Origin of the sequence: Nesterenkonia natronophila (genome assembly GCF_003595215.1) — a bacterium.
Taxonomy (GTDB): domain Bacteria; phylum Actinomycetota; class Actinomycetes; order Actinomycetales; family Micrococcaceae; genus Nesterenkonia; species Nesterenkonia natronophila.
Genome location: NZ_QYZP01000003.1, coordinates 456,347 through 468,866, shown reverse-complemented (window position 1 = coordinate 468,866; position 12,520 = coordinate 456,347). Strand labels below are relative to the sequence as shown.

The following is a 12,520-nucleotide window of genomic DNA, read 5'->3' as shown; positions in this document are numbered from 1 at the left end:
CGTGACTTCTGAGTACGCACCCCAAATGCCCTCCGTTCCTCCCCTCGCGGAAGGACTCTCCAGCCGAACATTTGAGCCCGGCGTCGGCGGGGACGGCAAGCCGGAGGCGACGACTGCAGCTTTCACTCGCACGGTCGAGTACGGCTTCTATGAGCCGTGGTACAGCGATGAGCAGCTCGAGCGTCTTCAGCCTGTCTTCAGTGAGGACGCCCAGGAACTGACCGGTGTCTACGTGGACCGTGGATTCGCAGCGCTTGAGCCTTGGGGCTCAGCATTCGAGACCATTGGGTTCGATTCCGAGCATCCGGTGGGAACATTTGTCGACTATGACAAGACGCTCAACGCCGGGGGTGCAGAGCCGCTGCCGGCACGTCTGATCACCGGGGTGACGGTCAACCCGAGCTTTCGGCGGCGCGGGATCCTCAAGCACATGATGACAAGTCGACTGGCTGCTGCCGTCGAGGACGGTATGGCCCTCGCTGCGCTGACCGTCTCGGAAGGTGGCATCTACGGACGTTTCGGCTTTGGCCCTGCGACCCGGCTGCGCGGTCTGCAGATCAATGCTTCTGCTTCCGGGGACAGCTTCGCTTCGACCGCACCGAAAGTCGGGAAAGTCCTCACCGTAGATCCGTCGAAGACCAGAGATGTACTCAAAGACGTCTTCGCTCAGTTCCACCGCAGCACGCGGGGATCGGTGGATCGGCAGGCAACCTACTGGGAGACCGGCACTGCACGCTGGGACCCCGAGAACATCACCAGCTGGGACCGCAAGGCCCGAGCTGCGGTGCACGTTCGGGAAGACGGGAGCATTGGCGGCTACGTGGTCTTCACTTTTGCAGGATGGGACAGTGAGCCTGCCACTATGCGGATCCGTGATCTGATCGCCGAAGATGCGACCAGTCGCCTTGAGCTCCTCCGACATCTGGTGGAGATGGACCTTGTGGAGCGTATCGTCGCCCCCAACGGATCGCCGGTGTCGGACCCGCTGGACTACGCCCTGACCAATCCGCGGGCCGTGAAGACCACCAGCCTCGCCGACGTGCTCTGGCTGCGCCTGTTGAACCCGGTGACCGCATTGGAGTCTCGAGCCTGGAACGCCGACGGGGAATTCAGTCTGACCGTCAGCGACTCCCTCGGAATCGCGTCTGGGGTGTTCACGGTGTCTGTATCCGGAGGCGTTGCTCAGGTGACCAGCACCGACAGCGCCACTGCACCTCAACACTTCGAACTCGACGTCGCCACCCTGAGCTCGCTCTATCTGGGTGATGTCTCGGTGTTGACGATGCGCGACGCTGGCCGTGTCGCCGCCCAGGATGAGGCTGACTGGCAAGCCTTCTCCGCGACCTTCGACCTGCCGACTGCTCCGCACTGCGCCACACACTTCTAGCACATGGGAAGTGTCCCATCGAAACGCCCAGCCATGGCACCAGTGGGCGGGCGTGAGCGCGGTTGTGCCAAATTGGCGCAGGCGTATAGACTAAACGGGCGCGTTCTGCGCACAGAGTCGTGACTGGCTTCTGACAGATCCCGCTCGAGAATCATATGAGTTTCATATGGCTCCGGGCGCCCTGCAATTGTCCGCCGATCAGTGCCAGCTATGAACAGTGCACTGACCTCATCACACAATCCCCATAGGAACACCTACTACATGACCACCACTGCAACCGCACCCGGTGCCCCTCAGATCGCCGTCAACGACATCGGAACGGAGGAGGACTTCCTCGCAGCAGTCGATGCGACGATGAAGTACTTCGACGACGGCGACCTGGTCGAAGGCACGATCGTCAAAGTCGACCGTGACGAGGTCCTGCTGGACATCGGGTACAAGACTGAAGGCGTCATCCCTTCCCGCGAACTTTCAATCAAGCACGACGTCGACCCCGACCAGGTCGTTTCCGTCGGCGATCAGATTGAAGCTCTCGTGCTCCAAAAGGAGGACAAGGAAGGCCGCCTGGTTCTCTCCAAGAAGCGCGCTCAGTACGAGCGAGCTTGGGGCGACATTGAGCGCATCAAGGATGAGGACGGCGTCGTCACCGGCACTGTGATCGAGGTGGTCAAGGGTGGTCTGATTCTGGACATCGGTCTGCGCGGCTTCCTGCCCGCATCTCTCGTGGAGATGCGCCGCGTCCGTGACCTGGCCCCCTACATCGGCCAGGAGCTCGAAGCGAAGATCATCGAGCTGGACAAGAACCGCAACAACGTGGTCCTGTCCCGTCGCGCTTGGCTGGAGCAGACGCAGTCCGAGGTGCGCTCCACATTCTTGAACAAGCTCGAGCGCGGTCAGGTGCGAAACGGCGTCGTGTCCTCCATTGTCAACTTCGGCGCTTTCGTCGATCTGGGTGGCGTGGACGGACTGGTTCACGTGTCCGAGCTCTCCTGGAAGCACATTGACCACCCCCAGGAAGTCGTGGCGGTCGGCGACGAGGTCACCGTGGAGGTCCTCGAGGTGGACATGGACCGCGAGCGTGTCTCGCTGTCGTTGAAGGCCACTCAGGAAGACCCGTGGCAGACCTTCGCACGCACTCACGCCCTGGGCCAGATTGTCCCCGGCAAGGTCACCAAGTTGGTGCCCTTCGGTGCCTTCGTGCGGGTGGAAGACGGCATCGAAGGCCTGGTGCACATCTCTGAGCTGGCAGTCCGCCACGTGGACCTGGCCGAGCAGGTTGTGTCCGTCAACGATGATGTCTTCGTCAAGGTCATCGACATTGACCTGGAGCGCCGCCGGATCAGCCTGTCGCTGAAGCAGGCCAACGAAGGTGTTGAGCCAGAGGCCGAAGACTTCGATCCAGCTCTGTACGGTATGGATGCCGAGTACGACGACGAGGGCAACTACAAGTACCCAGAAGGCTTCGATCCCGAGACCAACGAGTGGATGGAAGGTTACGAGGAGCAGCGCGCCACCTGGGAGGCTCAGTACGCCGTTGCGCAGGAGCGCTGGGAGAGCCACAAGCAGCAGGTGCGCAAGGCTATCGAGGCCGACGCCGAGGCTGCGGCCGAAGCGTCAATGTCCTCCAGCTCGTCAAGCAGCGCACGCAAGCCGGAGCCGGCTCCGTCCAACTACTCGTCAGCGCAGCCTGAAACTGAGGATGCAGGAACACTTGCCTCCGATGAGGCGCTCGCTGCACTGCGGGAGAAGCTCACCGGAAAGTAGTCATTACCTGAGCGTAAGCTGAACAGAAGCCGTTCGTCCCCTTGGGATGAACGGCTTCTGTTGCGTTTGGGGGCCAATCCTGCTTACGGTAAAGCACTGTCCAGGGCCTACCCAGGCCGCTGCTCGACGTGAGGGGAAGACATGCTCAAGAAGGTGCACGACCTGTTTCGGCTGAGGACAAGCCCGGTCATATTCTTCATTTCCGCGGCCATCATCACCGTTTTTGTGATCGTGACGCTCATGATTCCCACGGATATGGGGAATTTCTGGGGCACCGGTTCAGGATGGCTCTACGAGAACCTCGGATGGTTCTACGTTTCCGGTGTCACGATCTTCTTGATTTTCTTGCTCTGGATGGCAGTGGGCCGGTTCGGTCTGATGCGATTGGGTGACGATCATGAGCGCCCCGAGCACAGTGACATCTCATGGTTCGGCATGCTGTTCGCTGCTGGCATCGGAACGATTCTCATGTTCTGGGCGGTGGCCGAACCGGCAAACCACTTCGAGAACCCGCCGCGTGGTGAGCAGCTCGGTATCGAGGGCGGTTCGGAGGAAGCGGCTCGGGAGGCCATGGGCTTCACCCTCTACCACTTCGGACTGCACACCTGGACGATCTTTACGCTTCCCGGGCTGGCTTTCGCCTACTTCATCTATAAGCGCAAGCTGCCTCCGCGTGTGTCCTCCCTCTTCCAGCCGCTGCTCGGAGACCGGATCCACGGGCCCATCGGCAAAGCTATTGACGTCTTTGCCATCGTCGGCACGATTTTCGGTGTGGCCGTCTCCATCGGACTGGGCACCATGCAGATTCACGCAGGGCTCGCCCAGCTGGTCGGCCTTCCAGACGTCTGGTGGGCATTCATCGTGATCATCGGTGTGGTCACCCTGGTGGCCACCATCTCTTCGGTTCTTGGCGTGGAGAGAGGCATCAAGAAGCTCTCCAACTTCAATATCTGGACCGCCATCGCCCTGCTGGTGTTCATTCTCGCCACAGGCCCCACCGTGTACCTGCTGCGCGGCATGTTTGAGTGGACGGGTGTCTACCTGGGTCTGCTGCCTGAGGTGGCGTGGTGGAACGACACCCTCTCCGACACGGGATGGCAGGAAGGTTGGACGATCTTCTACTGGGCGTGGACCATCGCCTGGGCCCCGTTCGTCGGCATCTTCATCGCCCGAATCTCCCGCGGACGCACTGTACGCCAGTTTGTCACCGGTGTGCTGGGGCTGCCCACCCTGTTCACCATTATCTGGTTCGGCGTCTGGGGCACCGGGGTGTTCGACATCGAGCTCAACGGTGACGGAGGGTTGGTCGACTCTGTGATCGAGGAGGGTGTGGAGACGGCCCTGTTCAGCTTCCTCGCTGAGTTCCCGCTTGCCACGTTGACCTCCTCAGTGGCTATCATGCTGGTCGGCATCTTCTTCATCACCTCCATGGACTCCTGTTCCCTGGTGCTGGATGATATGTGCAACGGCTTCGAGGGCAAAGCCCCCCTTCACCAGCGGGCGTTCTGGACGATCGCGATCGGTGCAATCGCCGCGGTCCTGCTGACCGCCACCGGAGAAGGCGGCCTCGAAGCGCTGCAGAATGTGGCACTGGTCTTCGGCCTGCCGTTCTTCGTTCTCGGATACTTCATCATGTTCAATCTCTCCCGTGCCATGCGCGAGGACGCAGGGGAGATCCGCCACCTGAAAACCCGACGTTGGCTGCAGACCCTGCCGCCGGAGGAGTTCGAACGCCGTATGGCGGAGAACGACGACACATTGGCCAATGCGGTGGTCGCTCCCGATTACGCCGAGGGCACCCAACCGGAGAATGCCCCAGAGGTGGAACACGTCGAACAGCCGGACGTGGTCACTGAGTACCGTATCCGCACCGGGGAGAACCCCGTGGTCGACCCGGCAGCGCCGGAGGCTGGAGAAGTTCCGCCGCGCCGCTGATATTCATGCCAAGAATCCTTCATGTGGGACTCACCGGCGGGATTGCCTCCGGAAAGTCCGCAGTTTCTCAGCGCCTCGCGGAGCACGGGGCAGTCGTCATTGACGCCGACCAGCTCGCACGAGAGGTCGTCGATGTCGGCACCGAGGGGCTCGCGCAGATTGTCAACGAATTCGGAGATGGGGTCGTTGCCGAGGACCACTCTCTGGACCGGGCAGCACTAGGGCAGATGGTCTTCGACGACGAGGCTGCCCGGGAGCGGCTCAACGCCATCATTCATCCCAAAGTCCGGGAGGCCGCGGCGCGGCGTCGAGAGGCGGCGCCAGAGGGTGCGGTGGTAGTCGAAGACATCCCCCTACTGGTGGAAACTGGGCAACAGGACCGGTTCGACGTGCTTGTGGTAGTTCAGGCGCCCGAAGCTGAGCGACTCCGGAGGATGCGGGAGGATCGCGGGATGGACCGCCGCGAGGCGAAGCTGCGCATCAGTGCGCAGACCACAGACCAGCAGCGCGCCGCGGCCGCCGATGTGGTGCTGGACAATTCTGGAACGCTCGAGGAGCTCTACGCCCAGACCGATCGCCTCTGGGAGGAGCTTCGAACACGTATTCGATGATGGGAGCGTAGACTACTCCTCATGAGTCTTGCCCCCAAGATCTCCCGAACGGTAGCCCCATTCACGGTTGAGAGTCCTTATCGCCCCTCGGGTGACCAGCCCCAAGCCATCGAGGAGCTTGCGGAGCGTGTAGAGGGGGGCGAGAAGGATGTCGTCCTGATGGGCGCCACGGGAACCGGAAAGTCCGCTACGGCTGCCTGGCTCATCGAACGGCTGCAGCGCCCGACGCTGATCATGGTGCAGAACAAGACCCTCGCCGCACAACTGGCAAATGAGTTCCGCGAGCTGCTTCCGAACAACGCCGTAGAGTACTTCGTCTCCTACTATGACTACTACCAGCCTGAGGCGTACGTCCCGCAGACGGACACCTTCATCGAGAAGGACAGCTCGATCAACGAGGAGGTCGAACGACTCCGGCACTCGGCTACGAATGCGCTGCTGACCAGGCGCGACACTGTCGTCGTCGCGACGGTCTCCTGCATCTACGGACTGGGCACCCCCGAGGAGTACATCGCGCAGATGGTGTCCCTACGCCGGGGACAGGTGATCGACCGGGATGAGCTGCTGCGCCGGTTTGTCGGCATGCAGTACGTGCGCAACGACACTGACTTTCACCGAGGAACATTCCGGGTTCGCGGGGACACTGTGGAGATTATCCCCATGTACGAGGAGCTGGCTGTGCGCATCGAGTTCTTTGGCGATGAGATAGAGGCCATCAACACTCTCCATCCGCTCACCGGCACATTGGTTCGCGACGAGGAGGAGATGTACATCTTCCCGGCGAGCCACTATGTGGCCGGCGAGGACCGGATGGCGACGGCCATTGCCGCGATCGAGGACGAGTTGCGCGAACGTCTGCAGGAACTGGAGTCCCAGAATAAGCTCCTCGAGGCGCAGCGGTTGCGGATGCGCACGACCTATGACCTGGAAATGATGCAGCAGATGGGCTTCTGCAACGGCATCGAGAACTACTCCCGGCACATCGACGGGCGACCCGCCGGCTCTGCCCCACACTGCCTGCTGGACTACTTCCCCGACGACTTCATGCTGATCGTCGACGAGTCCCATGTCACCATTCCGCAGATCGGCGGCATGTACGAAGGCGACATGTCCCGCAAGCGCACGCTGGTGGAGCACGGATTCAGACTGCCCTCCGCAATGGATAATCGTCCGCTGAAGTGGGATGAGTTTCTGGAACGTGTCGGACAGACGGTGTACCTTTCCGCGACCCCTGGAAAGTACGAACTGGGGCAGTCCGACGGGGTGGTGGAGCAGATCATTCGGCCCACTGGTTTGGTGGACCCCAAAATCGAGGTCAAACCCACCCGCGGCCAGATCGACGACTTGCTCGGCGAGATCCGGAACCGAGCACAGCGCGGCGAGAGGACATTGGTCACTACACTGACCAAACGCATGGCTGAGGACCTCACTGAATACCTGCTGGAGCACGGAGTCAAGGTCGAGTACCTGCACTCCGATGTGGACACACTCAAGCGGATTGAGATCCTTCGTGAGCTGCGCAAGGGCACATTCGACGTGGTCGTCGGCATCAACCTGCTGCGCGAGGGTCTCGACCTGCCCGAGGTATCCCTGGTGGCGATTCTGGACGCCGACAAGGAAGGATTCCTTCGATCTACCACCAGCCTCATCCAGACCATCGGACGCGCCGCGCGAAACCTCAACGGTGAAGTGCACATGTACGCCGATAAGATCACCGACTCCATGCGGCGGGCACTCGACGAGACTGAACGGCGTCGCGACCGGCAGATCGCGCATAACACTGAGCACGGGATAGACCCTGCGCCGTTGGTGAAGAAGATCGCCGACATCACTGATCAGTTGGCCAGGGAGGACGCGGACACTGCTGACCTTCTGCAGGGTATGGGAGGCTTGGCCACCGGTTTCCAATACGGCAAGGGCCACCGAGGATTCACCGGGTTCCACAAGGAGGACGATGCTGATTCTGAGCAAAATGGCGCCGCCCCCAGCTTCGCTTCGCAGACACCAGCTAAGGACACCGCTGATCTGATCGCCCAGCTCACAGAGCAGATGCATCGCGCCGCAGAGAATCTGAACTTCGAGCTCGCGGCCCGGCTCCGCGATGAGCTCGGCGACCTTAAACGTGAGCTCAGGGCAATTCAAGCCGCCGAGTAGGGTGCACTGTCACTCAGTGCGGCGGAGCAGTTCACGCAGGATGGCGGGCCCGTCGTCGTGGATCCCGTCATGGTGAAATTCGGCTGTCTCGTACACCGTCAGATTGGAGACCCGTTCAGCGGTCTCCAGGGATAGTGCACGGTCCACAAAGACGTCATCGGTGTAGACACAGGCAGCAGTTGGCACTTGGTTGCGACCGAGCTGCTCCAGATCGTACAGGGAGCCCCAGTCGCTCACTGCAGCCACGGCGTCGGCCGTAGCGAGCAATGGTGCCAGCACCGGGTCAAGGCGGACGTGACTGCGAAAGATCATCTCTCCGGTCAGCAGTGGTGAGTCTGCCGCAGCGGAGAACTCAGGGAACTCCGGCAGGACCCGCTCGGCCGACCAGTTGGTGGGCGCTTCGCCGGGGAGTCCGTAGATAGACTCATGGAGCACTGCGTACATGGGATTGCTGGCAAAACTGATGCGGTGGCCGACCCCGGCCAAGAATGCATCGGAGAGCTCGTCTCCCGCGAAGGCCTCTTCCAGAAGGTAGTGCAGGGAGTCGGCTTTGGTATTGCCGCCGAGCTCCAGGCCCAGCATCTGAAGGCGCGGCGGGGTCAGTGGCGACCCGTCCGGCAGGCGCACCTCGTGCTTGTGCAGATGCTGGAAGACTGCGTCGAGGCGCTCTCGGTCCTCGGGAAACCGGTCAAAGTATTCGGTATTGCGCACCGCCATTCGGCGGTACGTGTGGCGGTACAGCCGGTCCGGGTGCCCGGTCAGTGGCGGCAGTCCTCCCGTGATTAGCGCTCGGTCCATACTTTGCGGGAAGAGCGAGAGATAGGTCAGGGTACAGAAGCCCCCGTAGCTTTGGCCGAAGACGGTCCAGGAACGTAGTCCCAGTTGACGGCGCAGGGCTTCAGCGTCGCGCACAATCGAATCCGCGCGGAAGCATTTCAGGTATTCGGTCTGCTCATCAGCTGCTCCCCGCGCGGGCAGAGTGTGACGGTCCAACCGGGCGGACAGACCGGTTCCGCGCTGGTCGAGCATCACAATTCTGAAGTCTTTGGCCAGATCAGCCATCCACCCGCTGAGCTTGGCCGGACGGGTTCCTCTCCCACCGGGACCGCCTTGGAGAAACAGCAGGTGCGGCAGGCTTTCGACGTGGAGCTCCCCCTGAGCCAGTGCCTCTTTCCCGACGAACTCTCTGGCAAAGACGCGAATCTGCTCGCCCTCCGGAGCCGACCAGTTCAACGGGACTTTGACCCAGTGTTCGGTGGTCCTTGTGCCGTCAAGCAGCTGCCGAGTGGTCATGGCCCTCTCAACTCGCCGACATGGTCCACGGTGATAATGGCTGCTTCGGCCTCGTCTGAGGCGGGGAGATCAATATAGGCATGGATGCCCCAATCGCGGTTGCCCTCATTGTCGTCAAGCACTTGGACTGCATGCCAGCAGCCCGGCCTATCCGCGGGATTCTTGTTCAGCCGGAAGTGCTCGGCACTGCGAGCCTCAGCGTCCACGTAGACGTCCTCATATTCGTCGAAGAACGCATCCAAGGCCTCAGCCCAGCGATTCGGGTCCGACCACTCGGAGGTGGGAGTGTGTTCCCGCTGCAAGGCTGCTAGCGCTCCCTCCTTCTCCTGTGAGAACAGTTCTGCTCGGCGGAACATCGCATTTCGGACCACCACGGCGAAGGCTCGCTCATTGCCGGTGAAACCGACTGGGGGAGCCGAGGTGATCTCCTGAGTGCGCTGTCTGTCCCACTCGGCGAGTCTTTCCGGGTCCTCCCCTGCAGCCATCCGTTCCCATTCCTCAAGGAGGGAGGAGTCCGTCTGCCGAATGACCTCTCCGAGCCACTCGAGTAGGTCCTCGAGGTCCGAGCTCACTTTGGCTGCGGGGACCGTTTGCCTGAGCGTCCGGTAGGCGTCGGTGAGGTAGCGCAGCAGCACACCCTCGCTGCGGGCCAATCCGTAGAAGTTCACTGCGTCGATGAAGGTGAAAGCCCGCTCAATCATGTCCCGGACCACAGACTTGGGCTGGAGCTCGTGGTCAGCCACCCAGGGTGCCGCAGCGCGGTAGACCTCGAACTGCTGCTCCAAGATTTCGGCCAGCGGTTGGGGATGAGTCAGCTCATCCAGAATTCGCATCCGCTCGGTGTAGTCGACGCCATCAGCCTTGAGCTCGGCCAGCCGCTCGGACTTGAGCTTCTTCACCTGGGCGCCGGTCACCTGGTAGGGGGTCTCCAGAATGGACTCAATGACGCTGATCACCTCAAGTGCATAGGTCTCCGACTCTGGATCGAGGAGATCCAGGGCCGCCACCGCGAAGGGGGCGAGCGGCTGGTTGAGCGCAAAATCGTCCTGCAGCTCGATGGTCAGATCCACTGTGCGGCCGTCTTCGTCCGGCTCATCGAACTTCTCCAGGACCCCGGCCGCGAGCAGTTCGCGAAGGATCTGGAGAGCCCTGCGCTGCAGCTGGGCCTGCCGCACAGGTGTCTCATCGGAGCTGGTGATGAGCCGGCGCATAGCCGTCACCGGGTCCTCCGGCCGGTTCAGGATGTGGAGGACCATGGCGTAGGTGACCTTCATCCGGGAAACCATGGGTTCGGGGGCTGCCACCATGAGCTTCTCGAAGGTCTTCTCGCTCCAGGAGACGAAACCCTCGGGCGGTTTCTTCTTCGGCTTTGACTTGATGGCTTGCGCGATCTTGGCGTCGTCCCCGCCATGTTTGGCCGCCAGCTTGCGCGCTGAGGCCTCATTCTCTATGACGTGCTCGGGCGCCTGCACAACCACGGTTCCCTCAGTGTCGAACCCTGCCCGACCGGCCCGACCGGCGATCTGATGGAATTCTCGTGCGTTGAGCTGCCGGACACGCGTTCCGTCGTATTTCGACAATCCGGTCAGCAGGACAGTCCGGATGGGCACATTGATGCCGACGCCGAGCGTGTCAGTGCCCGAGATGACCTTAAGGAGACCCTCTTGCGCCAGCTGCTCGACCAGCCTGCGGTACTTTGGCAGCATACCGGCGTGGTGGACGCCTACCCCGGACTTGAGCAGACGGGAGAGCGTCTGGCCGTAACCCTTGGCGAACCGAAAGGTCTTGAGGCGCTCTCCCAACCGCTCCCGTTCAGCCTTTGACAGCAGGTTCAGACTCATCAGTCCGGCAGCCTGTTCAGCGGCCTCCCGCTGTGAGAAGTGCACCACATACACCGGGGCCAGTTGCTTCGCAGCCAGTTCTTCTAACTTCTCCACTAACGCCGTGGTGGAGTATTCGAAGCTCAAGGGCACAGGTCGCTCCGCAGAGGATACGACAACAACGTCGCGTCCGGTCCCATCAGCGATGCGGCTCTCGAAACGGGTGGTATCACCCAGTGTTGCGGACATCAGCAGAAACTGAGCCTGCGGCAGTTCGATCAGCGGAACCTGCCAGGCCCATCCTCTGTGGGGGTCGGCATAGAAGTGGAACTCGTCCATGACCACAGGGCCCAGATTCGCTTCCGCACCCTCCCGCAGAGCTTCGTTGGCCAGGATTTCGGCAGTGCAACAGATAATGGGCGCCCCTGCGTTGACGGAAGAGTCACCGGTGACCATCCCGACATTCTCAGGCCCGAAGACGCCGACCAGCGAGAAGAACTTCTCGCTGACAAGCGCTTTGATGGGCGCCGTATACATAGTGCGTTGGCCACGAGCCAGTCCGAAGAAATGAGCCGCCAGCGCGACCAAAGACTTTCCGGACCCGGTGGGTGTGGCCATGATCACGTGCTGAGAGTCCGCCAGCTCCAGGATGGCATCCTCCTGGGCCGGATACAGGCTGAGTCCCTGACCCGCTGCCCACTGCTGAAACGTCTCAAAGAGCTCTTCGGGGGTGGGGGTGCTCCAGGATCCGGGAACTCGAAGAGTTGCTGACGATGGCGCGTTCGGCGACGTCACCAACCGCGCTCCCGCCATTGGGCGAGCTTCGGACGCTCGGCTCCCAGAGTTGTCGGATCACCGTGCCCGGGATGAATGATGGTGTCGTCGTCGTATTGGGCGAAGAGTCGGGCCTCAACATCGTCGATGAGCTGCTGAAAGTCCTCAGGGCTCCAGGTCTTTCCCACGCCCCCCGGGAACAGCGAGTCCCCGGTGAAGATATGCGTGGGTCCATCCTCGACGGGGTAGACAAAAGCCACCGATCCGGGGGTGTGCCCGCGAAGGTGGAGAACCTCGAGGCCGACACCGTCATACTTGACCACTGTGCCGTGCTCCAGCCTGCGGTGGATGGTGACTTCCTGTTCGGATTCGATTTCGGCGGCGTCGTCCTTACCGGCGGCCAGCTCTACCCCATCCAGGGCGAAGTCAGGGAGGGCGCGGATGTGATCCCAGTGTCGGTGGGTGGTGAGCACGGCGCGCAGCCTGGGTGAACAGGGAGTGTCACCGGTAGCCTCATCGATCATGGAGCGGATGGCCCCCGAATCGTCAGCGGCGTCGATCAATACTTGGATCCCGGTTTTCTTGGCCGTGAGCAGATACACGTTGTTACTCATATCACTGACGGCGATGTGCCGAAGAGTCACGGCGGGCAAGTCGTAGATCAGAGAGTCGTCCGGAGCCATGCGCTCCAGTCTATGCCTACGCCCGGACCCCCAACAGGGGAAGTTGCTGACTCCGTCGCCAACCTAGAACACTTGTTCGAATACCAGGGCGGGCTTACA

Annotated in this window: 8 protein-coding genes; 5 read left to right on the top strand and 3 right to left on the bottom strand. The window is 61.7% G+C overall.

Going from position 1 to position 12,520, the window contains the following annotated elements:
• Position 1 precedes the first annotated feature (1 nt).
• From D3250_RS11090 to uvrB, 5 genes are all read left to right on the top strand, one after another.
• Positions 2-1,387 (top strand): GNAT family N-acetyltransferase, encoded by a 1,386-nt coding sequence (locus tag D3250_RS11090; protein WP_119903439.1) that lies wholly within the window; start codon positions 2-4, stop codon positions 1,385-1,387.
• 261 nt (positions 1,388-1,648) lie between these two features.
• The gene (gene rpsA, locus D3250_RS11085) at positions 1,649-3,151 is read left to right on the top strand and encodes a 30S ribosomal protein S1 (RefSeq protein ID WP_119903438.1); all 1,503 of its coding nucleotides are present in this window, start codon (positions 1,649-1,651) and stop codon (positions 3,149-3,151) included.
• A 141-nt stretch (positions 3,152-3,292) separates the two neighbouring features.
• On the top strand, positions 3,293-5,086 hold the full coding sequence (locus tag D3250_RS11080) for a BCCT family transporter (RefSeq protein ID WP_119903437.1): 1,794 nt from the start codon (positions 3,293-3,295) through the stop codon (positions 5,084-5,086).
• Between the two features lie 14 nt (positions 5,087-5,100).
• Positions 5,101-5,697: a dephospho-CoA kinase gene (gene coaE, locus D3250_RS11075; protein WP_264080535.1), complete on the top strand. Its 597-nt coding sequence runs from the start codon at positions 5,101-5,103 to the stop codon at positions 5,695-5,697.
• Positions 5,698-5,718: 21 nt separating this feature from the next.
• Positions 5,719-7,851, top strand: a complete 2,133-nt coding sequence (gene uvrB / locus D3250_RS11070; RefSeq protein ID WP_119903435.1) for an excinuclease ABC subunit UvrB — start codon at positions 5,719-5,721, stop codon at positions 7,849-7,851.
• Positions 7,852-7,860: 9 nt separating this feature from the next.
• Here uvrB and D3250_RS11065 read toward each other — a convergent pair whose 3' ends face one another.
• Genes D3250_RS11065 through D3250_RS11055 form a run of 3 tightly spaced genes read right to left on the bottom strand, consistent with a single transcriptional unit; the run spans position 7,861 to position 12,421 of the window.
• Positions 7,861-9,144: an alpha/beta fold hydrolase gene (locus D3250_RS11065; protein WP_119903434.1), complete on the bottom strand. Its 1,284-nt coding sequence runs from the start codon at positions 9,142-9,144 to the stop codon at positions 7,861-7,863.
• Complete coding sequence (locus D3250_RS11060) at positions 9,141-11,777, bottom strand: DEAD/DEAH box helicase (RefSeq protein WP_119903433.1); 2,637 nt, start codon at positions 11,775-11,777, stop codon at positions 9,141-9,143. Before D3250_RS11060 ends, D3250_RS11065 begins: the two co-directional genes overlap by 4 nt.
• Positions 11,756-12,421 carry an MBL fold metallo-hydrolase gene (locus D3250_RS11055; RefSeq protein WP_119903432.1) on the bottom strand — a complete coding sequence of 222 codons (666 nt, stop codon included), beginning with the start codon at positions 12,419-12,421 and terminating at the stop codon, positions 11,756-11,758. Before D3250_RS11055 ends, D3250_RS11060 begins: the two co-directional genes overlap by 22 nt.
• Positions 12,422-12,520: the final 99 nt, after the last annotated feature.